Consider the following 23,859-nt stretch of genomic DNA (forward strand, 5'->3'; position numbering starts at 1 on the left):
GAAGTTGCTCCTTAAGGCCTGGGACTGGTACTGGTGCGGCGCATGCTGAGCGACCTGTTTTCTACCAGCGGAATCACCAGCTGCCGGTCGGTCTGGATCGACTTGATGGTGATGGCATCATCGGTCACGTTTGAGACCTGGAACCTCGGGCCCACCTGGCCTCCCTTCTTGGCGAGGAAGATCTCGCCTCCCTTGGAGAGGAACACGGTCCTCTCGGCCCCCTTCTTGAGGAAGCCCAGGAACACGAACTTGCCGAGTTCGGCATCATCCAACTGCTCCTGGGTCGGCGGAGGAGGAGGGGGAGGAGTTACCTGCGCCGTCGGCAGCGGTTGCGGGAGGGGGGGCAGTTTCTTGGGTGGCGGTGGCGGCGGCGGCAGCTTGAGAGCCATCTGCTTGCTCTCGTCTTTGTAAAGCGGCGAGAAGATGTTGCGCCTGAAGCCGCCGGACGCCGGCATTTCGCGCTGCAGCTGGTCGAGGTGCACCACGCCCGTGGCGGACGGAGCGGCCGCCTTGGGTGCAGCGGGGCTCTGTTTCCGGAGCACGGTCGCCCTGGCACCCGGCTGGTTCTTCAGGGTGACCACCTGCTGCTGCCTGGGGGAGCGTACCACCGCGTAGACGATGGCCCCTGTCAGCACGACCAGCAGCAGAAAAAGTGCAAGTTTCTGGCGGTTCATGCCCCCTCCGTAAGCAGGTAGACCGTGGTCTGAATCTTCAGGTTCACGCTCTCCTGGGTCATGCTCTGGTTACTGAGGGAGATGCTGTCGACGGTCACCATATCCGGGTAGCGCACGAGGTCGGCCAGAAAGCTCTTCACCGCCGAGTACTTGCCCGCCACGGTGAAGGAGACGTCGTAGGTCATGATCTGGGTTGCCTTGTTCTTCTTGCCCGGCTTGTAGGTGATCCCCTGCAGGGCCAGGGAATTGCTCTTGGCGGTATCGTACAGCCGGCTCAGCACCCTGGCGAAGTCCTTCTTGGGGATGAAGCGCTTCTTGAATTCGTCCAGGTCGCGCACACCGCGCTGGTACCTGGTGGCGTCGGCCTCCGTCTCCCCCCTGGCCATGGCGCCGCGCTTGGCGAACCACTCCGTCTGGACCTGCTCCAGTTGGGGCCGCTGGTACCCGGAGAGGTAGAGTTGGATCCCCAGGGCAAGCAGCGCCAGGAACCCCAGGAAGGTGAACGATTTGCGCCTGGCGGCGAACATGTCGAGTAGCGTCTGGAAGTTCATCGATAGCTCACCTTGCACGAGAGGGTGAAGCTGTACCCCTGCTGGGTGGTGCCCACCTTGCGATCGCTCTGGCTCAAGAGGTACACCTCCGAGAAGCTGGGGGACCTCTCCATGTTCTCCAGCAGGACGCGCAGGTTGTCGAAGTTGAGGGCCATGCCGGTAAGCTTGATCACCTGGGGGTCCTGCGCCGTCGGTTCGACCTGGTTCAGCGCCACACCTGCCGGCACCACCTGTTCGAGCTTGTCCAGCAGGGAGATCCAGTTGACGGTCTTGCGGTCGATCAGGGCGTTGGCGAAGGCGATCTTGCCGTCCAGCTCCCGCATCTGCTCCGCCGGGACGGGAGGGGCGCCGGCGGGACCGCGGCTCGCCGCGGCGCTCTGGCTCTTGATCTTGTTGATCTCGACCTGGTTGTTGGCCACCTCGCGCACCAGGTACACAAGGAACAGCGCCATGATCGCGAAACATGCGGTCAGCACGGTGTTGAGCTGGCGCAGGTTTACGTAGCGCTTGGTGGCCAGGTTGATGGTCAGTTTCATATCACAGGCTCCTCAGCGCGGCGCCGACGGCGCCGGCCAACGCGTGCAGCCCAGGCCGGTCCAGTCCCAGCGTGGAGCCCTGCCGGAGCAGGCGCTCCGGGTCGAGCAGCACCGGCTCCAGACCGCTCGCCTCCGCCACCAAGGCGCGGAAGGACTCGGCATCGCCGGGAGAGGCGGCACAGAAGACCTCGCCCACGTTCTGGCCGGGGTTCTGGTCCCGGTAGACCAGGAAGGAGCTGTTCACCTCGCGGAACAGGTTCTGCACGTCCGCCACACCCTCCTTGGTGCGGTAGAAGCCGAGCACGCCGCCGTTGAAGATCAGCACCGTCATCGCCCCCTGGTAGAAGGTGACGAAGGCGCCGTCCTCGGAGAGTTCGAGCCTGGGGGCGAACAGGCGGTACAGGTTGAAGGAGGTGAAATCGATCAGCTTGGGCTCCAGCCCCGCCTCGTTGATGAGGTCCTCGTACTGTTGCACCACCGGACGGGAGATCAGCGACACCAGAAGCGACACGGCGCCGTTTTCCTTCTCCTCCAGGGTCTGGTAGTCCAGATGAACCGCGCCGATCTCGAAGGGGAGGCTTTTCTTGAGCTTCCAGCGGATCACGTCCAGCCCCTCTTCGCGGTTCTTGAAGCGCGCCTCCAGGTCGAGGAGCACCACGCGCCCCACCGCGTCCGGCAGGGAAACGCAGACGCTGCGCTCCTTGGTCAATAGGCGCAGGTGCGCCTCCCTGAGCGCGGCCACGAAGGCCTTCGCATCGGTGACGTTGGGGTCGCGGCGCGAGAGGGCCAAAAGCCCCGGCGCAAACGGCAGCGACAGCCCCGCCTCGACCAGGGGGGTCTTGCCGCCGCCGACCAGGGCGAAACTGAACCCGGCGGCGGAGAGTTCCAGCCCGAGACTTTTCCTGGACATTAGCATATCTGGCACCTACTCCACAAAGGTGACACGGTTGATTTCCTTAAGCGTCGTCTCGCCGGCCAGCACCTTGGCCACGGCCGATTCCCTGAGGAACATGGTCCCCGCCGCCTTGGCGGCCTTCTTGAGGGCGGCGATCGGGGCCTTGGAGATGATCAGCTCCCGTATCTCGTCGTTGAGATCGAGGAGTTCCACGATGGCGGAACGCCCCCGGTAGCCGGTACCGTTGCAGTCGTCGCAGCCGCGGGCCTCGTACAGGGTCAGGCCGCGGGCGCGCTCCGGGTCGATGGCGCACTCGCGCAGCTCGTCGTCGGAGACGGCAACCGCCTTCTTGCAGGAGGGGCAGATCTTGCGGACCAGGCGCTGCGCCATGACGCAGTTGAGGCAGGCGACGAAGTTGTACGGGTCGATCCCCATGTGCGTGAAGCGCCCGATCACGTCGAAGACGTTGTTGGCGTGCACGGTCGTGAACACCAGGTGACCGGTGAGAGCAGACTGCACGGCGATCTGGGCGGTTTCCGAGTCGCGGATCTCGCCGACCATGATCTTGTCCGGGTCGTGGCGCAGGATCGAGCGCAGGCCGCGGGCGAAGGTGAGCCCCTTCTTCTCGTTGACCGGGATCTGCGTGATGCCGGAGAGGACGTACTCGACCGGGTCCTCGATGGTGATGATCTTCTCGAGGCCGGTGTGGATCTCGGTGAGCGCGCCGTAGAGCGTGGTGGTCTTGCCGGAACCGGTGGGGCCGGTCACCAGCACCATGCCGTAGGGTTCCTTGATCATCTTGCGGAAGCGCTTGATCTCGTGGGACGCCATGCCGAGCGTCTCCAGGGTGAGCCCCCTGAGGTCGCTGGCGATGCTCTCCTTGTCGAGGATACGGATGACGGCATCCTCGCCGAAGGCGCTGGGCATGATCGAGACGCGGAAGTCGATGGACTTGGCGCCGATCCTGACCTTGAACCTGCCGTCCTGCGGGATGCGCCGCTCCGAGATGTCCAGTTCGCTCATGACCTTGAGCCTGGAGATGAGTGGACCCTGGAAATGGTTGTCGATCGGGTCGGTTGCCTTGTAGAGCACGCCGTCGATGCGGTACTTGATGACGACCCCTTCCTGGGCGGTCTCGATGTGGATATCGGAGGCGCGCCGGGTCAGGGCGTCGAGGATGGTGGAGTTGACCAGCTTGATGATCGGGCTGGTGTCGGCGGAGACGTTCTCGACGGAGAGGACCTCCTCCCCCTTCTCGGTCTCGGTCACCAGCTGCAGCATGAAGTCTTCGGAGACCTCTTTGAGCACCCGGCTGGTCCCCTCGCCCCGCTTCAGATGCTGGGCGATCTCCGAGTCCGCCGCCACCTTGTATGTAAGCGGCCGCTCCAGGAGCAGGGCCATCTCGTCCAGCTGCAGCACGGCGGTCGGGTCGGAAATGGCCACCACCAGGAGGTCTCCCTGCAGTTCCAGGGGGACGAAGTGGTAGCGGAACATCACCTCGGGCGGGACGATGTTGAACAGCGACTCGTCCGGGCGCACCCCTTTCAGGTCGACGAATTCCAGCCCGAACTGCTGCGCCAGGGCCTGCGCCAGGGCGACGTCAGTGATCAGCCCGTCGGCGAGGCAGATGACGCCCAGGCGCTCCTTGGTGCTCTGCTGCTTGTCCAGAGCATAGGCGAGCTGGTCGTTGGTAAGTTCACCCTGCTCCAGGAGGATGTCGCCCAGCCTTTGTCTTTTGAACGGCTTCAGCATGTTCCCTCTAGGTAACGGTGCTGGCGATCTTGAAGATCGGCAGGTACATGGTGATGATGATGGTGCCGATGACCACCCCCATGACGATCATGATGGCGGGTTCGATCGCGGTGGTCAGCACCTGGAGACTCCTCTCGATCTCGTCCTCGAAGTAGTCCGAGATGTCCCCGAGCATCTCCTCGAGGGCGCCGGTGGTCTCGCCCACCGAGAGCATGCGCAGCGCCAGGGGGGGGAGGAGCTTCATGTTCTCCAGCGCCGTGGAAAGCTTGCTCCCCTCCTCGACCCGGTGCACGGCCATGAGCAGGCCGCGCTCCAGCACCTTGTTGTTCAAGGTCCCAACCGACATCCGCATCGCCTCCACGATCGGGATACCGGAGCCGAGGACCGTGGCGAGGGTCCGGGTGAAGCCGGCCAGCGCGTAGCGAACGACCACAGTCCCGACCAAAGGGGTTTTGATTTTCATGCCGTCCACGGTGTAGCGCCCGGACTCGCTCTCCTTCCAACGTTTGAAGATGGTCACCGCACCGAAGATGAGCGCCACGAAAACGAGCAGGTAATGGCGCAGGAACACGGTGAAGTTGATCAGCATCTGGGTCGGCACCGGCAGTGCGTTGCCGGAATCGGCGTAGATCGTGCTGAAGGTCGGCACAACGTAGATCAGGAGCACGGTGATGGCCACGAAGGCGACCGAAACGAGAATGGCCGGGTAGAACATGGCGCCGATGATCTTGCCGCGGAACCCCTCGGTCCTCTTCAGGAAGGCGATGTAGCGCCTGATGGTCTGCGGCAGATCGCCGGTACGCTCGCCGGCACGGATCGAGGCGATGTAGAGCTGCGGGAAGACCCTCGGGTACTTCTCGAGGGCGGCTGACAGCGCGAGTCCTCCCTTGATGTCCTCCCTGACGGCGTTAAGGATCTCGTTCAGCTTCCCGGTCCCGGACTCGAGGATGGTGTCGAGGGCCTGGATGATGGGAAGACCCGCCTTCAGGAGCACCAGGAGTTCCTGGTTGAAGAGCAGCAGTTCCTTGTTGCCGATCTTCTTCCGGCCGATACCGGACTCCAGCAGGAACTGGAACGGCTTCTTGCGGACCTCGAATACCGCATACCCCTGTTCCTCCAGACTCTGACGCAGCAGAGCCTCACTGACAGAATCCAGTTCCTTGGTGAGGATTCGGCCGTCGGAAGATCCTATTTTACAGGTATAAAGGGGCATAAGACACTATGAGTACCACAAATATGAGAGAATTAAAACTCTAAAAGGGGAGCAGATACTGTCTACGACGGCGTCAGGCCTGCATCATGCCGAGGATCCAGACGACGAAGAACAGAAGCACCCCTGCCCCCCACCTGAGGGCCGCTTTCCCCTCGAAACGGTCCCGGGCCGGAAAGGCGCGCAGGATGAAGAAAACGGTGCAGATCACGAAGCCCCAGATCCCGCTTACGCAGACGATCGACCATAGCGTCGAGGCCATCAGTCCCTCCCCTTGGGGAGCACCGCGCGCAGCAGCGACCCCAGCTTGAGTTTCCAGACCATGAGCACCGCCTCGCGCACGATCTTTTTGGACATCTTCGAGGTGCCGGCATGACGGTCGATGAAGATGATGGGGACCTCGCTGATGCGGAACCCCTTCTCCTTGCAGCGGTAGTTCATCTCGATCTGGAAGGAGTAGCCGTCCGAGCGGATGTTGGTGAGGTCGATGGCCTTGAGCGTCTCGGCGCGGAAGCACTTGAAACCGCTGGTGCAGTCGGAGATGGTGAGCCCGGTGATCACCCTGGTATAGACGCTGGCGAAGTAGCTCAGCATGAGCCGGCGCAGCGGCCAGTTCACCACGCTCACCCCGTTCAGGTAGCGCGAACCGATCACCAGGTCGGCATTGCGGGTTTCCTCGAAGAAGTAGGGGATCATGGCCGGGTCGTGGGAGAAATCCGCGTCCATCTGCACCACGAGGTCGGCCCCCATGGCAAGCGCCTTGGCGAACCCCTGGCGATAAGCGGAGCCAAGGCCGAGCTTGCCGCTGCGGTGCAAAACGGAGACCCGCCCCGTTTCCGCGGCCAGGCGCTCGGCGAGCTCGCCGGTGCCGTCGGGGGAGTTGTCGTCCACCACCAAGAGCTCCAGCGCGGGGTTCAGGGCCAGAACCTGCCCGACCAGTTTTTCCAGGTTGTCTCTTTCGTTGTAGGTGGGGATCACCACGATAGGCTTGATGGGTTTCAAGGGGGGCTCGCTTTCCGTTTACATTGAACGGCTAAAACCGCAAAATCAGGGCCGCTTGGGGAGTTGAACGTCCCGAAAGTGGACCTCGCAGAGGATAAATGATTTTCATCGGGCAAGTCAAGCTAAAGGGATCGCGGCAAAGGCGGGAGGTGCGGCGGGAGCCCCCCCCGACCAAGGGCGCGGAATGAAAAAAGGAAAGGCCGCCTGACTTGGCGGCCTTTCCTTTTGATGGCGGGGTTGACGGGGCTCGAACCCGCGACTTCCAGCGTGACAGGCTGGCACTCTAACCAACTGAGCTACAACCCCCAACTTATAAACCGGTTGAGAATCGGTTCTACGTTCTAAGTTCTACGTTTAAACCAGCACTAAGACGTAGAACTTAGAACCTAGAACGTAGAACTTGTCTTGTGGTGGGTGAAGAGGGGATCGAACCCCCGACATCCAGCTTGTAAGGCTGGCGCTCTCCCAGCTGAGCTATTCACCCATTAAATTTTATATGGCGGGGTTGACGGGGCTCGAACCCGCGACTTCCAGCGTGACAGGCTGGCACTCTAACCAACTGAGCTACAACCCCGCATCTACTGATCCCGGAGACCGGGACCTTGTTAAGCGTTGATCAGTTCCTTCAGGGTGTTGCCCGGCTTGAATTTCGGAGCGGTGGAAGCCGCGATCTCGATCTTCTTACCGGTCTGCGGGTTCTGACCGGTGCGGGCGGCGCGCTCGGCGACGCTGAAGGTGCCGAAGCCGACCAGGGTGAGCTTGTCGCCGGCGGCGAGGCAGTTGGTGAGTGCATCAAGAATCCCAGTGAGAGCCTTGTCAGCATCAACCTTCGTCAACTGTGCTTCTTCGGCAATGGCGCTTACCAATTCTGCCTTGTTCATTAGCTCCTCCTAGGTATGCATCGCAAAAGTGAAGACACTATATACCAGAGCATCGTTCGGGGTGTCAACCTTTTTTCTAATTTTTTTTCTAGTGCGGAACCACAGACGCCTCGGTTCCTTTTTGCGCCGCATCGGCGTAGAGAGCGGCGGCAGGGATGCCGACCGGGGCCAGCAGTGCGTGGCCGAGCACCTCGTCCATGTGGGCAACCGGGTGCACGGTGAGCCCGGCCAGGATCTCCTTGGGAACCTCGGCCAGGTCCTTTTCGTTCTCCTTCGGTATCAGCACGGTGCGGATACCGCCCCGCCCCGCTGCGAGGAGCTTCTCCTTCAGCCCCCCTATGGGGAGCACGGTGCCGCGCAGGGTGACCTCGCCGGTCATGGCGATGTCGCGCCGCACCGGCCTCCTGGTGAGCGCAGAGGTGAGCGCGCAGGCCATGGCGATACCGGCCGAGGGGCCGTCCTTCGGGATCGCCCCTTCCGGGACGTGGATGTGGATGTCGAGGTGCTGGTAGAAGTCCTTGGCGAACCCCAGGAGCTCCCCGCGCGAGCGGACATAGGTCATGGCGGCCTGGGCCGACTCTTGCATCACCTCGCCCAGCTTGCCGGTCACGGTGAGCTTACCCTTGCCCGGCAGCGAGACCACCTCGATATTGAGGAGTTCCCCCCCCACCTCGGTCCAGGCCAGGCCGGTCACGAGGCCGATGGCGTCCTCCTGCGCGATCTCCCCGTACTTGTAGCGGGGAGGCCCGAGGTAGCCGGCGATCTGCTTGGGCTGCACGGTACGGCGCAGCTTCCCCCCTTCGGCCAGTGCGAAGGCGATCTTGCGGCAGACCGAGCCGATCTCGCGCTCCAGGTTCCTCACCCCCGCCTCGCGGGTGTAACGGCGCACCAGTTCCAGGAGGGACTGGTCGGTGAAGGTGACCCCCTTGCCGGCCAAGCCGTTGGCCTCGGCCTGTTTCGGGATCAGGTACTCGCGGGCGATGGCGAGCTTCTCGTGCTCGGTGTAGCCGTCCAGCCGCACCACCTCCATGCGGTCCAGAAGCGGCCGCGGGATGGAGTGGCTGGAGTTGGCCGTGGTGATGAACATGACCTTGGAGAGGTCGTAGTCGAGGTCGAGAAAATGGTCGTTGAAGCAGGCGTTCTGCTCCGGGTCGAGCACCTCGAGGAGCGCAGAGGCGGGATCCCCACGGAAATCGGAACTCATCTTGTCGATCTCGTCCAAAAGGAATACGGGGTTGGACGAGCCGCACTTCTTGAGCGACTGGATGATGCGTCCCGGCATGGCACCGACGTAGGTGCGCCTGTGCCCGCGAATCTCGGCCTCATCGCGCACCCCCCCCAGCGAGATCTTCACGAAGTCGCGTCCGGTCGCCTTGGCCACCGAGCGCGCCAGCGAGGTCTTGCCGACGCCGGGAGGGCCGACCAGGCAGAGGATGGGCCCCTTCATGCCCGGCACGAGGGCATTCACCGCCAGGAACTCCAGGATCCTCTGCTTCACCTTCTCAAGGCCGTAGTGGTCGCCGTCCAGGCGGGCGCGCGCCTGCCGGATGTCGCGGTTTTCCTCGGCGTAGGCGCCCCAGGGGAGCGCCAGGAGCCAGTCCACGTAGTTTCTCACCACAGCCGCCTCGGCGGACATGGGTGACATAAACTTCAGCTTCTTGATCTCGCCCTGGACCTTCTGCTTGGCCTCGGCCGACAGCGGCAGCTTGGCGGCCTTCGCCTCCAGGTTCCTCAGCTCCTGCTTGAACTCGTCCTTGCCCCCCAGTTCCTTCTGTATGGCGCGGATCTGCTCGTTCAGGTAGTAATCCTTCTGGGTCTTCTCCATCTGCTTCTTGACCCGGGCGTGGATCTTCTTCTCGATCTGCAGGATCTCGATCTCGGCCCCCATCAGCGACAGCAGGCGCTCCATGCGCCGGGCCGGCTGCACCGCCGCCAGAAGCTCCTGCTTCTGGGCCACCTTCAGGTTCAGGTGCGGAGCGATGGTGTCGGCCATGCGGGAGGCATCGGCGATCACCTGCACCGACTGCAGGATCTCGGCCGGCACCGAGCTGTTCAGCTCGACGTAGCTCTCGAAGGAGGCGAGCACGCCGCGCTTCAGGGCCTCTACCTCGGTCACGTTGGAGCTCTTCTCGGCGAGGGTCTCCACCTCGACCTCGAAGTAATCGGTCCGGTCGCTGAAGGCGACGATGGAGCCGCGCCTTTTCCCCTCCACCAGCACCTTGACCGTGCCGTCAGGGAGCTTGAGGAGCTGGATCACCTGGCAGAGCGTACCGACCGTGTAGATGTCGGCAGGCTCGGGATCCTCGGTCTTGGCGTTTTTCTGGGTGGCGAGCAGGATCAGCTTGTCGTTCTGGGCCATGGCGGCCTCCAGGGCGAGCACCGACTTCTCGCGCCCCACGAACAGAGGTATCACCATGTGCGGGAAGATCACTATGTCCCGTAAAGGAAAGAGAGGGAACCTTTCCGGATTCCCTCTCTTTTTGCGTCTGCTGCTGGTTTCTTCAGTCATATGTCCCTGTTAGGCGCTTTCGGCCACGTTCTCGTAGACGATGATCGGTTTTTCCTTGCTGTAGATCACCTCTTCGCTGATCACCACTTCTTTGACCATGCTCTGGGACGGGATCTCGTACATGATGTCGAGCATCGCGTTTTCCAGGATGGAGCGCAGGCCGCGGGCGCCGGTCTTTCTCTTCAGCGCCTCGCGGGCGATGGCGATCAGGGAGCCGTCGGTGAACTTGAGCTTCACGTGCTCCATCTCGAACAGCTTCTGGTACTGCTTGATCAGCGCGTTCTTGGGTTCCTTGAGGATCTGCACCATGGCCTCCTCGTCCAGCTCGGAAAGCGAGGCCAGCATGGGGAGACGCCCGACGAACTCGGGGATGAAGCCGAACTTCAAGAGGTCTTCGGGGGTGACGCCGGCCAGGAGCTCCCCGGCCCTCTTCTCCACCTTCTTCTTGACGTCGGCGCCGAAGCCCAGGGTCTTCACCCCGATCCTCTGCTGGATGATGTTGTCCAGCCCCGGGAAGGCACCGCCGCAGATGAAGAGGATGTTGGTGGTGTCGACCTTCAGGAACTCCTGCTGCGGGTGCTTGCGCCCCCCCTTGGGAGGAACGCTCGCGATGGTCCCCTCGATGATCTTCAGAAGGGCCTGCTGCACCCCTTCACCGGAAACGTCCCGGGTGATGGAGGGGGAATCGGACTTCCTGGCGATCTTGTCGATCTCGTCGATGTAGATGATACCCTTTTGCGCCTTCTCCACGTCGTAGTCGGCCGCCTGCAGCAGGGTCAGGATGATGTTCTCGACGTCCTCGCCGACGTAGCCCGCCTCGGTGAGGTTGGTGGCGTCCGCCATGGCGAAGGGAACCTTGAGGATGCGGGCCAGGGTCTGGGCCAGGAGCGTCTTCCCCGAGCCGGTGGGGCCGAGTAGCAGGATGTTGCTCTTCTGCATCTCGACGTCGCCGGGCTTGGCGGGCGCCTCGACGCGCTTGTAGTGGTTGTACACCGCAACGGCCAGGACCTTCTTGGCGCGGGACTGCCCGATGACGTACTCGTCAAGGACCTCCTTGATCTCTTGCGGCTTGGGGAGCTTGCGGACGTCCGGTCCGGAGGTGTCCTCGAGTTTGGACTCCTCCGCGATGATGTCGTTGCAAAGTTCGATGCACTCGTCGCAGATGTAGACCGTAGGCCCCGCAATAAGCTTCTTCACCTCTTCCTGGCTCTTCCCGCAAAAGGAACAGATCAGCGTATCGGAACGGTCATCTCTTCTGCTCAATTGGCACCTCCGGTGACGACGTTTCTAGTCACAATGGCATCTATAATACCATATGTCTTCGCCTCTTCGCCCGACATAAAATAGTCGCGCTCAGTATCGGCAGCCACTTTCTCGACATTCTGACCGGTGTGCTCGGCCAAAAGTTCGTTCAGCTGGTCCTTCATGCGCAGGATCTCCTTGGCGTGGATATGGATATCCGTCGCCTGCCCCTGGAACCCTCCCAGCGGCTGGTGGATCATGATGCGCGAGTTGGCAAGGGAAAAGCGCTTTCCCTTCTCCCCGCCCGACAGCAGGAAGGCGCCCATGGAGGCCGCCTGCCCGATGCAGATGGTCGACACCGGGGCCTTGATGTAGCGCATGGTGTCGTAGATCGCCATCCCGGCGGTGACCACACCGCCGGGAGAGTTGATGTAGAGATGGATATCCTTGTCGGGATCCTCGGCCTCCAGGAAGAGGAGCTGCGCGATCACCAGGTTGGCGACGTTGTCGTCGATGCCCCCCCCCAGGAAGATGATCCTGTCCTTCAGAAGGCGCGAGTAGATGTCGTACGACCTCTCGCCCCTGCCAGTCTGCTCCACTACTATCGGTACCAGCATGGAATCTCCTATTTAGCTTTCCGCCTTGGGAACCTCGGTCACCTTGGCGCGATCGATGATGAACTGCACCGCCTTGTCTTCCCGCATCTGGGCCATCAGGCTGTCCTTGGCGCGCTCGTTGGTCTTGTACAGCTGCGCCACCTTCTCCAGCGGCTGACCGGTCTGGCCGGAGATCTGGGCGATCTGCCCCTGGAACTCCTCCTCGGTCACCTCGATGGATTCCTTCTCGGCCACGGCGTCCACGATCACGGACCCTTTTACCTGGTCGCGGGCCACGTCGCGGAACTGGGCCTTGTAGCTGTCGTCGGTCATCCCCATCATCTCAAGGGACATCCGCTGGGAGGCGAGACGCTGCTTGGTGTTCTCCAGCATCATGGTGACCTGGCGGTCGACCAGGGCCTCGGGGACCTCGACCGGGTTCTTCTCGATCAGCGCCTTGAAGACGTTCGCGCGCAGGTCGTTGTTGATGCGGGACTCTTCCTGGGCCTGGTTGATCTCGGCCAGTTTCGCCTTCAGCAGGTCGAGGGTCTCGAACTCCTCGCCGAACTCCTTGGCGAACTCGTCGTTCAGCTCGGGGAGCTCCTTGATCTTGATCTCCTTGACGGTGATCTCGAAGTCGGCGGGCTTGCCGGCCAGCTCCGCGGAACCGTAGTTCTCAGGGAAGGTCACCTTGATGGTGCCGCTGGTCCCCACGGTCATGCCGACCATCTGGTCCTCGAAGCCCGGGATGAAGCGACCGGAGCCGAGTTCGAGCTGGAAGTCCTCGGCGGCACCCCCCTCGAACGGAACGCCGTCGATGGAGCCCTTGAAGTCGAAGGTGACGAAATCGCCCAGTGCCGCGGCATGCCCTTCCGGAGCCGGCGCGAGCTGCGCCATGCGCTCCTGCATCTCCTTGAGGCGGGCGTCGACCGCTGCAGGGTCGAGCACCAGCTGTTCCTTGGTCACCTCGAGACCGAGGTATTCCTTCAGTTCGACTTCGGGGAAGACTTCGATGGTCGCCGAGTACTTGAACGGCTCCCCCTTCTTGAGCAGCTCGCTTTCGATCATCGGGTAGGATACCGGGTTGAGGCCCTGCTCGGTGACGGCCTTGAAGTAGGTATCGTTAACGAGGCTCTTGGTCACATCCTCGGCCATCTTCTCGCCGTAGTGCTTCTCGATCAGGCTCATCGGGACCTTGCCCTTGCGGAACCCTTTTATGGCGGCATGCTTCCTTATTTCGGCATAGGCCTTGTCAACTTCAGCGGAAACTTTGTCTGCCGGAATTTCGAAGTTCAACTTCTTCTTGATGCTGTTGACCGATTCAACACTAATCTGCATGGAAAGTCCTCTCTTTGTTCACTTTATATGGCAGGCTCTCTGCCGTAATGCCTCGTGCATGATTGTCTGGGCGGGGGTTGTGGTGACGGGTCTGTCGGGGCATCCGCTAGTAAAAGCTGCCTCCCGGGAAGGGCTATGGCACCGGCGCTGTTCGCTTAGGGCGCGCGACAAGAGGGTAAAGTAGCAAAGAGGAAGGGAACTTGTCAATATAGAATTGGTTTCGCTTTAATCGCTTACGGCCGCGGCGGCCGGTCGGCAGCGGCGCCCGGAAACGAAAAAGCCGCCCCCCGGGTGGGGGGCGGCGGCAGGCAAGGGCAGACTAGTACGCCTCGTGGTCGGCGGCCACCGCCTCGGCGGTAATCCTCCCCCTGAAGAGCCGGTACACCCAGATCTTGTACAGGATCACGACCGGCACGAAGGTGAAGGCGACCCCGGTCATGATCTGCAGGGTGTACTCCGAGGAGGAGCTGTTGTAGATGGTGAGGCTGTACAGGGAGTCCATATTCGAGGGGATCAGGTTGGGGAACAGCCCGATCACGCCGGTCCCCACCACGCCCAGGATGGTGACGCAGGAGGAGGCAAAGGCGGCGAGGGTGTTGCCCATGCCCAAAAGCGTGCGCACACCGACCAGGGCCGCCACGGCCAGAAGCGGCACCACCAGGAATACCGGAGCCTTCAGGTAGTTGTCGTAGAGCTTGGTCGCGAAGTTCGTGTAGCCCAGGAAGACCACAGCCACCACGAGGAGCGGGATCCACAGGGTGCGGGCCAGGGATTCGGCGCGCCGGCTCAGGTCGCCGGTACTCTTCACCGCCACGTAGAGGGCTCCGTGCTCCAGGAAGAGCATCACGAAGAGCAGGCCGCTCACGATGCCGTAAGGGTTCAACAGGGCGATGAGTGAGCCGTGGTACCCCGCCTGGTCCATGGGGAGACCGGAGAAGATGTTGCCGAAGGCGACGCCGAAGAGAAGCGCCGGCACAAAGCTCGAGATCACGATGGCCCAGTCCCAGCAGCCGCGCCAGGTGGCCCCCTCCTCCTTGCTGCGGAACTCGAAGGAGACCCCGCGCACGATCAGCGCGAAGAGAAGGAGGAGAAGCGGCGTGTACAGGTAGCTGAACATGAGGGCGTAGGTGGTCGGGAAGGCGGCGAACGTGGCGCCCCCGGCGGTGATCAGCCAGACCTCGTTACCGTCCCAGACCGGGCCGAAGCTGTTGATGACAACGCGCCGGTCGAGGTCGTTTTTGCCCAGCACGCGGTGCAGCATCCCCGCCCCGAGGACGAAACCGTCCAGCATGAAATAGACCGCCCAGAGAACACCCCAAAGTACAAACCATACGATATGCAGATCCATTGTCCCCCCCTAGTTTCTGAAGGCGTTGGTAGCGCCGACGTGAGATTCTTCAGGCCCTTTGCGGGCAAATTTGGCCAACAGGTAGATGTCCACGAAGCCCAGCAGGCCGTAGAGAAGCGTGAAGCCGAGCAGCGAACCGATTACCTGGGACAGTTCCAGGGATTTGGAGACGGCGTCCGAGGTCTTCATGATGCCGTAGACGATCCAGGGCTGGCGGCCCACTTCGGAGACCAGCCAGCCAAGTTGGTTGGCGATGTAGGGGAGCGGAATGCAGAGTACCAGCAGCTTCAGGAACATGGGGTACTTCTCAAGCAGGCCGTTCTTGGAGAGAAAGAGGCCGGCCGCCGAGAGGATGATGAACAGGGTGCCCAGCCCGACCATCAGGCGGAAGCTCAAAAAGACCGGGAGCACCGGCGGACGCTCGTCCTTCGGGAAGGAGGTGATGCCGCGGATCTGGGCGTTGGTGTCGTGGAAAGCAAGGAAGCTTAAAAGGCCGGGTACCGGGAGCGCGGAAACCAGGTTGCACTCGTTTTTCTCGTCGGGGAAGGCGATCAGGTGCATGGGAGCGTTGTTGCAGGAGTTCCAGACCGCCTCCATGGCGGCGAACTTGGCGGGCTGGGTCTTCGCCACGTCGGCTGCATGGAAGTCGCCGATGACGCCGACCATGATGGAGGCAACCAGCGCGAAGACGGCGGCCATGCCGAAGGAGGCCCTGAAGAATTCGCGGTTACGCGCCTTGAGCAGGTGGTAGGCGGAGATCCCCATCACGAAGAAGCCGGCCACCGTGTAGCCGGAGACGATCTGGTGCCCGAATTTCAGGAGCCCGAAGGGGTTAGTGACCAGCGCCATGAAGTCCACCATCTCGGCGCGCCCGTTGCGAAGCACGTACCCCACAGGGTGCTGCATCCAGCCGTTGGCCAACAGAATCCAAAGCCCCGAGAGGTTGGTCGCCAGCGCCACCAGCCAGATGGAGACGGCGTGGAACCGTTTGCTGACCTTGTCCCAGCCAAAGGCCCAGACCCCGATGAACACGGACTCCATGAAGAAGGCCACGGTTGCCTCGATGGCAAGAGGCGCTCCGAAGATGTCGCCGACGTAGCGCGAGTACTCGGCCCAGTTCATGCCGAACTGGAACTCCATGGTGATACCGGTCACCACGCCGAGGGCGAAGTTGATCAGGAACAGCTTGCCCCAGAACTTCGCCATCCTCTTGTACATCTCGTTGCCGCTCAGCACGTAGCGGGTCTCCATCATGGCCACCAGGACCGACAGCCCCAGGGTCAGCGGGACGAAGATGAAGTGGAACATGCTGGTGATGGCAAACTGCAGCCTGCTCAGGGTTAGTACATCCATTGTTTCGCTCCTTGAATAGAATTGAACAGTTGGCCCTCCCGGGCCCTTCTCGACGGTACTTGATATTAGCGATCACAAAAGACTAACAGGACCTTCTTTATCTTAATTATGGGCAAATTTTTTTTGCTGGGTCAGGAATCCTGGTTGCGGGCCAGTGTGTCGATAGTGACGCCGTCGAGGATATGGACCACCTCGGTCTGTACCTGTTTCCAGACAGCGTGCACGCGGCAGGGGCCTCCCCTGTCGCAGGCGCTGCCCAGCAGGCAGCGGTTGGGGAGAATCGGTCCCTCGACGGCCTCGACCACCTCACGCAAGGTGATGGCGGACGCAGGGCGCGCCAGGACGAAGCCCCCGCCGGTACCGCGGGAGGAGGTGACCAGGCCCAGCTTGGCGAAGCTTTGGAAGATCTTGGCCAGGAAGGTCTGCGGCACCTCGGCAGCAGCGGCGATCTCGCTGATAAGCGAAACACGTCCCGGTGGTTGCTGGGCCAGGTAGATGATGCCACGGATTGCGTATTCGCCCTTGCGGGTCAGTTCCATCATAAAAACACCTTTAGGACCAATTTGATCCCCTTTATAACCGACCCCCCGGATGGTGTCAAGACAAAATCTGATATCCACAACTTTCTGTAGAGGCGGTGGCAGTTCGAGGTTCGAGTCAGACCGCTGGGCAGACCGCTGGGCAGACCGCTGGGCAGACCGCTGGGCAGACCGCTGGGCAGACCGCTGGGCAGACCGCTGGGCAGACCGCTGGGCAGACCGCTGGGCAGACCGCTGGGCAGACCGCTGGGCAGACCGCTTGGGCAGACCGCTGGGCGTGCGCAGGACGGGCGGGCAGTACAAGGAATGGGTAAGCAGGGGACATAAAAGGGGGGGCCGGAGACGCCCCCCCCTTCGAATCGGTCTGTGATTTGGATCAACCTAGGAGGCTGTTGAAGTTCCTTGCTCTGTTGGCGAGGATGGTGGGATCGAGCACCTCGCCGCAGCAGGTGCATTTCCAGGCGTCGAACGATCTCACGAAGTCGTAATATTTTTCCGCAAACATCCTGCCTTTGCATTTAGGGCATTTCATAAGCCGTACCTCCCAACAAAAAGTTGATTAAAGAACTTCATGTGGGATCGTATAATTCACCGAACATGCCAACGGGGACAACATGAGGAAGTTGTAATCTCACACACGCTCCTTTTCGAAGCAACCTTCGCAAAAAAGCCCCCTTAGCGACCATTAGAAAAATTTGCGAATCACGGCAAGTTTCCCCTCGCCGATGCCCGGCACCCGCAGCAGTCCCTCCACCGATCCAAAAGCGCCATTTTCCTGACGGTCAGCAACGATGCGTCGGGAAAGTGCGGCTCCGATGCCTGGGAGGAGGCTCCACTCGGCCTCATCGAGCAGGTCGGGATGCAGCGGTATCTTCAGGAGCATCCGCTCCTTGGCAGTCATCTTAGTGATAGAAATCAATGCGTTGCCGTTAGCATCCTTGGTCACGCAGACCACGTCGCCGCTGGCCAGTCGTCGAGTGTCGGGTCCCCTGACACTCGACGTGCCCCCCACGCCAGGGAGCGTCATTTTAATGGCGGCGCCGGCCACGGCCCCCTCCGGCAGGCGGTAAACGCCGGGATAGCGCACCTTTCCGGTCACCCGCACGGTGATCCCCCGCCCCGTGAAATTGGAAAAGGCCGCCCCCCCGCCTTTTTCAGCGGGAGTGCGGCCTTTCATGTACAGCGAGAGGGTGAGGAGCAGGGCGAGACACCAGAGGGCGAGTCGCTGGCTCCTGGGGATCATTTCTTGGGTGCCGCCGTCTCCTCATCCTTGTGCAGCTTGAACTCGATGGCGTCGACCAGGGCCTGGTAGGAGGCCTCGATGACGTTGCTGGAGACCCCGACGGTGCCCCAGCGTGCTTCCTTGTCGCCGCTTTCAATGAGAACGCGGATGGAGGAAGCGGTCCCCTGCCCTGCCGGGAGCACGCGGACCTTGTAGTCGTGCAGCTTGACGTCCTTGAGCTTCGGGTAGAACTTCTCCAGTGCCTTTCTGAGGGCGTTGTCCAGGGCGTTTACCGGGCCGTGCCCCTCGGACGCGGTGTGCTCGATCTTCCCCCCCACCTTGACCTTGATGGTCGCCTCGGAGATGGGCTGATCGTCCTCGGTGCGCTTCTCGTCGATGACGCGGAAGCCGATCACCGAGAAGAACTTGCGGTGCGTGCCCAGGGCGCGCTTCATGAGGAGCTCGAAGGAAGCCTCCGCCCCCTCGAACTGGTAGCCGCGGTTCTCCATCGACTTGATGTCTTCCAGGATCTCGAGGGTGACCGGGTCCTTGCTGTCCAGGTTGATGTTGAACTCGGTCGCCTTGGCCAGGATGTTGGCCCGCCCGGAGAGGTCGGAGACCAGCACGCGGGTGGTGTTGCCCACCAGTTCCGGCCTCATGTGCTCGTAGGTCTCCGGGTGGCGCTGGATCGCCGAGACGTGCACCCCCCCCTTGTGGGCGAAGGCGGAGTTGCCGACGTAAGGCTGGTGCTTGTTGGGAGCGAGGTTCGCAAGCTCGTAGACGTAGCGGGAGAGTTCCCTCAGCGTCCGCATCTGCGCGTCCGAGATGCAGTCGCGCTTCATCTTCGCCTTGAGGGCCGGGATGATGGAGCAGAGGTTCGCGTTGCCGCAGCGCTCGCCGAAGCCGTTGATGGTCCCCTGTACGTGCACGATCCCCTGCTGCACCGAGATGATGGAGTTGGCCACGGCGCACTCACCGTCGTTGTGGGCGTGGATGCCGAGCGGGGTAGTGATCGATTTCTTCACCTCGTCCACGATCGCGGCGATCTCGTAGGGCATGGACCCGCCGTTGGTGTCGCATAGGATGATGCAGTCGGCACCGGCCTGCTGGGCGGCCTGCAGCGTCTTGATAGCGTACTCGGGGTTGGACTTGTAGCCGTCGAAGAAGTGCTCGGCGTCGTAGAACACCTCGGGCATGTTCTTCTTGAGGAATTCCAGCGAGTCGAAGATCATCTCGAGGTTCTCTTCGAGCGGGATCCTGAGCGCCTCGTGCACCTGAAAGTCCCAGCTCTTGCCGAAGATGGTGGCGGCGTCGGCCTTGGAGTCGACCAGGGTACGCAGGTTCTGGTCCTTGTCCGGGGTGATCTTGGCGCGGCGGGTGGAGCCGAAGGCGGCGATCTTCGCCTGGGAGAGCGTCTCCTTCTTGATATCCTTGAAGAAGGCGACGTCCTTGGGGTTGGAGCCGGGCCATCCCCCCTCGATGTAGTGAATGCCGCACTCGTCCAGCTTGTGCGCGATGCGGATCTTGTCCTCGACCAGGAAAGAGATGTCCTCCGCCTGCGTTCCGTCCCTAAGCGTCGTATCGTAAAGTTTGACCAGGCTCATATCACCACCTTAAAGGCTGTTCTACGTTCTATGTTCTAGGTTCTACGTTAACTGCAAAAGCTAACCAGAACTGCCTGCAGTCAACCGCCAGTCGCTCCGTTCCACGTTCCACGCCCCACGCAACCCCCAAAGGTTTCAACGTAGGACATAGAACGTAGATAGAACGTGTCCCTTATTTCCCGGCCAGCCCGAAGGCGTCGTGCAGCACGCGGACGGCGAGCTCGGTGTACTTGGCATCGACCACGACGGAGATCTTGATCTCGGAGGTGGAGATCATCTGGATGTTGATACCCTCCTTGGCGAGGGCCTGGAACATGGTGGTCGCCACGCCGGCGTGGCTCCTCATCCCGAGACCGACGATGGAGACCTTGGTGACGTTCTCGTCGGAGAGGACTTCCTTGGCGTGGATCGCCTCGGCGGTCTCCTTGGTGATGGAGAGCGCCTTCTTGAAGTCGGCCTGCGGCACGGTGAAGGTGAAGTCGGTGGAACCGGCTTCGCTCACGTTCTGGACGATCATGTCGACGGAGATGTTGGCGTCGGAAAGCGGCGACAGGATCTGGGCTGCGATCCCGGGCTTGTCCGGCACCTGCATGACGGCGATTTTCACTTCATCCTTGGCGTAGGCGATACCCGAGACGAGCACTGCTTCCATTTCTTTATCCTCCTTGGTAACCATGGTTCCGAGATTTTCGTTGAAACTCGAGCGGACGTGGACGTCCACGTTGTACTTGCTGGCGAACTCCACGGAGCGAATCTGCAGCACCTTGGCTCCGAGGCTGGCCAACTCCAGCATCTCCTCGTAGGAGATGCGCTCGATCTTCTTGGCGTCCTTGCAGATGTTGGGGTCGGTGGTGTAGACGCCGTCCACGTCGGTAAAGATCTCGCAGACGTCTGCCTTAAGCGCCGCGGCGAGGGCAACCGCCGAGGTGTCGGAGCCGCCGCGCCCCAAGGTGGTGACGCTGCCGAACTCGTCGACGCCCTGGAAACCGGCCACGATCAGGATGGTCCCTTCCTTCAGGTCGGCGCGCATCTTCTTGTCGTCGATGCTCTCGATCCTGGCCTTGCTATAGGAGGTATCGGTGAGGATGGGCACCTGGAAGCCGAGGTAGGACTTGGCCTTGTACCCCATGGCTTTCAGGCACATGGCCAGCAGTGCGATGGAGACCTGCTCCCCAGCCGCAACAAGCACGTCATATTCACGGTTGTCCGGGAACTCGCACACCTCGTTGGCAAGCGCGACCAGCTTGTTGGTTTCGCCTGCCATGGCGGAGACAACCACCACCATGTCGTTGCCGGCGTCATAGGTTTTTGCCACCCTCTTGGCGACGTTGCGAATTCGTTCGACGGACCCCATCGAGGTGCCGCCGTACTTTTGGACCACCAAAGCCATGTCAGTCCTCCTTGTACTCTACTGATTGATCCACCCGAACCGCGATCCGGGCGGTAGGAACCACTTTATTAGCACATTAGCGTGTACGGTCAAAACATTTTTTTAAGTAATCACGGCCAAGACTGCCTATTCCTTCATTTTTCCGGCCCGACCTGTTTACAGTATAAAAAAACGCCCCTTCTCATGCAGTGAGAGGGGCGTTTGGTACTTGCAGGGTCGCCATCGGGGGGAGCCGGCAACCCGCTGTTTGATATGGCGCCGGCACTATGCCGGTCGCTGTGCCAGAAGGGCATCGGCGAGGGACCGCGCCCTCGGCCCGGCGGCCTCGAAACAGACGGAGCGCTCGTCGACCCCGGCGTGGTTGAGGGTAACAGTGAGGAGGTCGGCGGGAAGCTCATCCTCGAGGCGCTCGGCCCACTCCACGACGCAGGCGCCGTCTCCGGAGAAGTACTCCTCGAACCCCAACGCCTCAACGTCCTGCGCCCCCTCCAGCCGGTACAGGTCGAAATGGTACAGCGGGATGCGTCCCTCGTAGATGTTGAGGATGGTGTAGGTCGGGCTCGTGACCGGGGTCTCCGGGTCCACCTCCAGCCCGAGGGCGATTCCCTTGGCGAACTGGGTCTTGCCTGCCCCAAGCTCCCCCACCAGGGCGACGAAGTCCCCCGGCCGCAAAAGGCGCCCAAGCCTCGCTCCTAGTTGCACCGTCTCTTCCTGGCTATTGGTCCGCACGCAGGACATCGGGCCGCCTAGGCTATCATGGTGCGCACCATGTCGATGCGCCCGATGATGCCGACCACGCGGCGCCCTTCCACCACGGGAACGGCCTGGACCTTCCTCTCGGTCATGATCTCGGCCACCTCGGAGACCGGCGCATCCGGCCCCACGCTGGCAACCTCCTCTGAGTAGATGTCGCGGACGGTCTGGCCGGTCATCTTCTGCAGTTCCTTCTCGAAGCGCTTGTCGCTCTCGAGGTAGATGACCCAGTCGAAGATGGAGATGACGGTCGGGATGTGCAGCGGCTTGTCCCGCTCGATCAGGTCGCTTTCCGAGACGATGCCGATCAGGAGCCCCTCGTCGTCCACGACGGGGACGCTGGAGATGCGGCGTTCGGCGAAGAGCTTGGCGAGATCCCTGACGGTGGTGTCGCGGCGCACGGTGATGACGTCTGTGGTCATGATCTCTTTTGCTTTCATCATGGTCATTCTCCCTGTTGGTTGTTCGTTGCGGTGGTTCGGGACGCGGCCAGGCTGGCAAGTGCCGCGGGGAGCTTCTCCTGCACGTCGGTGGCGCTCATCCCCTGGGTGCCGAGCCTTTCCGCCAGCAGGTCGGCGGCGTGGCCATGCACGAAGGCGCCCAGCCGGCAGGCGGTGAAGGGATGGTACCCCTGCCCCAGGAAGGCGGCGACCACCCCGGTCAGGACATCGCCCATACCGCCGCTGGCCATACCCGGATTGCCGCTGCCGTTGATGGCGATGGTTCCGTCTGGCGCGGCGATGACGCTGCGTGCCCCTTTGAGGATCAGGTGCACCCCGTACTGCATGGCGAAGGCGCGGGCGCAGCCGATGCGGTCGGCCTCCACCTCCGGTACCGAGCACCCCGCCAGGCGCGCCATCTCCCCCGGGTGCGGGGTGAGCACGGTGACGTGGTCCTTCCTGGCCAGCAGGAGTTCGGGCTTAAGCGCCACGGCGTTCAGGCCGTCTGCATCCAGCACCAGCGGCCTGGCGAGCACGGCAAGCAGCGAATGCACCAGGTAGACCGTGGAGGGGGCGGTGCCGATGCCCGGTCCCAGGGCGACCACATCGCGGGCCGCCGCGGCGGCAACGAGGGCGGCGAGGGCTCCGGCCTTCAGATGCCCGGCCTGGTCCGGCCCCATCGGGATGGTCATGGCCTCGGTCGTCTTCTGTTCCAGTATCGGGTTCAGAGCGGCGGGCACGGCGAGGGTGACGAGCCCCGCGCCGCTGCGCTGCGCGCTGTTGGCCGCCATGGCCGCGGCGCCGGTCTTCCCGGTGCTCCCGGCGACGATGAGGCAGTGGCCGCCACTTCCCTTGTGGGCGGTGGCGCAGCGGGGACGGAACAGCCCGGCAGCGCAGGCGAGGTCGACGAATTCCACCCCCTCGGCCTCGGCAACCACCGCGTCGGGCATGCCGATATCGGCCACGACCAGCCGCCCGCAGAGCCCGGCGCCCGGGTAGAGGACGTTTCCCAGCTTGGCCAGTGCGAAGGTGACCGTGATGTCGGCGCGCACCGCCCGCCCCAGCACCTTCCCGGTGGCGGCGTCGACGCCGGAAGGGATGTCGACGGAAACGACCGGTGCCCCGGCCGCGTTGATGAGATCGATGGCCTCGCCGTAGACCCCGGTGACCTCGCTGTTCATGCCGGTGCCGAGCAGCGCGTCCACGATGACCGTGGCGCCTTCAAGCAGCACCTCTTCCCCGGAAAGCCCCTGCGGCACGCTCTTCACCGTCGCGGGGTCCAGGCGCGCAAGGTTGGCAGCCGCATCCCCCGCCACCGCCTCCGGCGCAGCCAGAAGCAGCACCGGCGCCTCCCAGCCACGCTCCGACAGAAGCCTCGCGATCACGAAGCCGTCGCCGCCGTTGTTCCCCTTGCCCGCCACGATGACCGCGCGGCGCCCGGTTCCTTCCCCGAAGGCCTCCAGGATCGCGTCGGCGCAGCCGCGCCCGGCGCGCTCCATGAGCTCCACCCCCGGCACAGCAAACTCGCCGATGGCCCGGCGATCCATAAGCTGCATGACCTGCCCGCTCACGACCTTCATCTAACGCTCCAGTACCACCATCGCCACGGCGCAACCGGCGTCGTGCGACAGCGACAGAAAACAGGCGCACAGCTCCGCTTCCCGGAACAGTACTTCCGCCCGCCCGCCAAGCCTCAACGCCGGTTTCCCCAGGGAGTCGTTGACCACTTCCATGTCTTGCCAGGAAAGGCCGTCACGCAGCCCAGTCCCCAGCGCCTTCAAAAAGGCCTCCTTGGCGGCAAAGCGCAAGGCATAATGCTGGGCCGAAAACTTCTTCGTGGAGCAGTAATCTATCTCGCCGCGGGTGAAGATACGCTGAAACAGGGCGTCGTTCCCCTGTTTCAGGAACTTCTCGAAGCGAGCGATCTCCACGATGTCAACGCCGGTTCCGTAAATCAAGAAAGACTCCCCTTTTGTTGCTGGAGCTCGGCCGGATCAGTCAGATCAGGCCGCCCCCACTGATAC

Annotated in this window: 24 protein-coding genes and 3 tRNA genes; all 27 read right to left on the reverse strand. The window is 62.4% G+C overall.

From position 1 onward, the window contains the following. Positions 1 to 11 precede the first annotated feature (11 nt). Complete coding sequence (locus KOM00_RS13450) at positions 12 to 674, reverse strand: type II secretion system protein PulP (protein ID WP_216499453.1); 663 nt, start codon at positions 672 to 674, stop codon at positions 12 to 14. Then, positions 671 to 1,225, reverse strand: coding sequence for a type 4a pilus biogenesis protein PilO (gene pilO, locus KOM00_RS13455; RefSeq protein WP_216499454.1), 555 nt, complete (start codon positions 1,223 to 1,225; stop codon positions 671 to 673). Before pilO ends, KOM00_RS13450 begins: the two co-directional genes overlap by 4 nt. Then, on the reverse strand, positions 1,222 to 1,761 hold the full coding sequence (locus KOM00_RS13460) for a PilN domain-containing protein (protein ID WP_216499455.1): 540 nt from the start codon (positions 1,759 to 1,761) through the stop codon (positions 1,222 to 1,224). The genes pilO and KOM00_RS13460 overlap by 4 nt, the downstream gene beginning before the upstream one ends. 1 nt (position 1,762) lies before the next feature. Then, positions 1,763 to 2,671: a type IV pilus biogenesis protein PilM gene (pilM, locus tag KOM00_RS13465; protein ID WP_236026946.1), complete on the reverse strand. Its 909-nt coding sequence runs from the start codon at positions 2,669 to 2,671 to the stop codon at positions 1,763 to 1,765. Positions 2,672 to 2,686: 15 nt separating this feature from the next. Next, positions 2,687 to 4,408: a GspE/PulE family protein gene (locus KOM00_RS13470; protein WP_216499457.1), complete on the reverse strand. Its 1,722-nt coding sequence runs from the start codon at positions 4,406 to 4,408 to the stop codon at positions 2,687 to 2,689. 7 nt (positions 4,409 to 4,415) lie between these two features. Beyond that, positions 4,416 to 5,621: a type II secretion system F family protein gene (locus KOM00_RS13475; RefSeq protein WP_216499458.1), complete on the reverse strand. Its 1,206-nt coding sequence runs from the start codon at positions 5,619 to 5,621 to the stop codon at positions 4,416 to 4,418. Positions 5,622 to 5,694: 73 nt separating this feature from the next. Further along, positions 5,695 to 5,880: a hypothetical protein gene (locus KOM00_RS13480; RefSeq protein WP_216499459.1), complete on the reverse strand. Its 186-nt coding sequence runs from the start codon at positions 5,878 to 5,880 to the stop codon at positions 5,695 to 5,697. Then, the gene (locus tag KOM00_RS13485) at positions 5,880 to 6,620 is read right to left on the reverse strand and encodes a polyprenol monophosphomannose synthase (protein ID WP_236026947.1); all 741 of its coding nucleotides are present in this window, start codon (positions 6,618 to 6,620) and stop codon (positions 5,880 to 5,882) included. Before KOM00_RS13485 ends, KOM00_RS13480 begins: the two co-directional genes overlap by 1 nt. 229 nt (positions 6,621 to 6,849) lie before the next feature. Further along, positions 6,850 to 6,926: transfer RNA gene (locus KOM00_RS13490), tRNA-Asp, on the reverse strand. A 102-nt stretch (positions 6,927 to 7,028) separates the two neighbouring features. Beyond that, positions 7,029 to 7,104 (reverse strand) — tRNA-Val (locus KOM00_RS13495). Positions 7,105 to 7,117: 13 nt separating this feature from the next. Then, positions 7,118 to 7,194: transfer RNA gene (locus KOM00_RS13500), tRNA-Asp, on the reverse strand. A 31-nt stretch (positions 7,195 to 7,225) separates the two neighbouring features. Then, positions 7,226 to 7,501 carry an HU family DNA-binding protein gene (locus KOM00_RS13505; protein WP_216499460.1) on the reverse strand — a complete coding sequence of 92 codons (276 nt, stop codon included), beginning with the start codon at positions 7,499 to 7,501 and terminating at the stop codon, positions 7,226 to 7,228. 88 nt (positions 7,502 to 7,589) lie between these two features. Continuing rightward, on the reverse strand, positions 7,590 to 10,010 hold the full coding sequence (lon, locus tag KOM00_RS13510) for an endopeptidase La (protein WP_216499461.1): 2,421 nt from the start codon (positions 10,008 to 10,010) through the stop codon (positions 7,590 to 7,592). Positions 10,011 to 10,019: 9 nt separating this feature from the next. Further along, positions 10,020 to 11,273, reverse strand: coding sequence for an ATP-dependent Clp protease ATP-binding subunit ClpX (gene clpX, locus KOM00_RS13515; RefSeq protein WP_216499462.1), 1,254 nt, complete (start codon positions 11,271 to 11,273; stop codon positions 10,020 to 10,022). Beyond that, positions 11,270 to 11,869 carry an ATP-dependent Clp endopeptidase proteolytic subunit ClpP gene (gene clpP, locus KOM00_RS13520; RefSeq protein ID WP_199387858.1) on the reverse strand — a complete coding sequence of 200 codons (600 nt, stop codon included), beginning with the start codon at positions 11,867 to 11,869 and terminating at the stop codon, positions 11,270 to 11,272. The genes clpX and clpP overlap by 4 nt, the downstream gene beginning before the upstream one ends. A gap of 12 nt (positions 11,870 to 11,881) precedes the next feature. Next, a complete protein-coding gene (gene tig, locus KOM00_RS13525) occupies positions 11,882 to 13,186 on the reverse strand; it encodes a trigger factor (RefSeq protein WP_216499463.1) in 1,305 nt (434 codons plus the stop codon). 319 nt (positions 13,187 to 13,505) lie between these two features. Beyond that, positions 13,506 to 14,534, reverse strand: a complete 1,029-nt coding sequence (gene cydB, locus KOM00_RS13530; RefSeq protein ID WP_216499464.1) for a cytochrome d ubiquinol oxidase subunit II — start codon at positions 14,532 to 14,534, stop codon at positions 13,506 to 13,508. A gap of 9 nt (positions 14,535 to 14,543) precedes the next feature. After that, positions 14,544 to 15,887: a cytochrome ubiquinol oxidase subunit I gene (locus KOM00_RS13535; protein ID WP_216499465.1), complete on the reverse strand. Its 1,344-nt coding sequence runs from the start codon at positions 15,885 to 15,887 to the stop codon at positions 14,544 to 14,546. 131 nt (positions 15,888 to 16,018) lie between these two features. Further along, a complete protein-coding gene (locus KOM00_RS13540) occupies positions 16,019 to 16,429 on the reverse strand; it encodes an RrF2 family transcriptional regulator (protein WP_216499466.1) in 411 nt (136 codons plus the stop codon). A gap of 373 nt (positions 16,430 to 16,802) precedes the next feature. Further along, entirely contained in the window at positions 16,803 to 16,931 is a 129-nt protein-coding gene (locus KOM00_RS20825) for a hypothetical protein (protein ID WP_268899001.1), read from the reverse strand. Positions 16,932 to 17,111: 180 nt separating this feature from the next. Next, positions 17,112 to 17,669 (reverse strand): ComEA family DNA-binding protein, encoded by a 558-nt coding sequence (locus KOM00_RS13545; RefSeq protein WP_216499467.1) that lies wholly within the window; start codon positions 17,667 to 17,669, stop codon positions 17,112 to 17,114. Beyond that, complete coding sequence (gene cimA, locus KOM00_RS13550; RefSeq protein WP_216499468.1) at positions 17,666 to 19,252, reverse strand: citramalate synthase; 1,587 nt, start codon at positions 19,250 to 19,252, stop codon at positions 17,666 to 17,668. Before cimA ends, KOM00_RS13545 begins: the two co-directional genes overlap by 4 nt. A gap of 172 nt (positions 19,253 to 19,424) precedes the next feature. After that, the gene (locus KOM00_RS13555) at positions 19,425 to 20,642 is read right to left on the reverse strand and encodes an aspartate kinase (RefSeq protein WP_216499469.1); all 1,218 of its coding nucleotides are present in this window, start codon (positions 20,640 to 20,642) and stop codon (positions 19,425 to 19,427) included. 264 nt (positions 20,643 to 20,906) lie between these two features. Continuing rightward, entirely contained in the window at positions 20,907 to 21,380 is a 474-nt protein-coding gene (tsaE, locus tag KOM00_RS13560) for a tRNA (adenosine(37)-N6)-threonylcarbamoyltransferase complex ATPase subunit type 1 TsaE (protein ID WP_216499470.1), read from the reverse strand. 8 nt (positions 21,381 to 21,388) lie between these two features. Beyond that, a complete protein-coding gene (locus tag KOM00_RS13565; protein WP_216499471.1) occupies positions 21,389 to 21,838 on the reverse strand; it encodes a CBS domain-containing protein in 450 nt (149 codons plus the stop codon). Positions 21,839 to 21,840: 2 nt separating this feature from the next. Further along, positions 21,841 to 23,415 carry an NAD(P)H-hydrate dehydratase gene (locus KOM00_RS13570; RefSeq protein WP_216499472.1) on the reverse strand — a complete coding sequence of 525 codons (1,575 nt, stop codon included), beginning with the start codon at positions 23,413 to 23,415 and terminating at the stop codon, positions 21,841 to 21,843. Beyond that, positions 23,416 to 23,793 carry a holo-[acyl-carrier-protein] synthase gene (locus tag KOM00_RS13575; protein ID WP_216499473.1) on the reverse strand — a complete coding sequence of 126 codons (378 nt, stop codon included), beginning with the start codon at positions 23,791 to 23,793 and terminating at the stop codon, positions 23,416 to 23,418. Between the last annotated feature and the right edge of the window lie 66 nt (positions 23,794 to 23,859).

Origin of the sequence: Geomonas diazotrophica (assembly GCF_018919385.1) — a bacterium.
Classification (GTDB): Bacteria; Desulfobacterota; Desulfuromonadia; order Geobacterales; family Geobacteraceae; genus Geomonas; species Geomonas diazotrophica.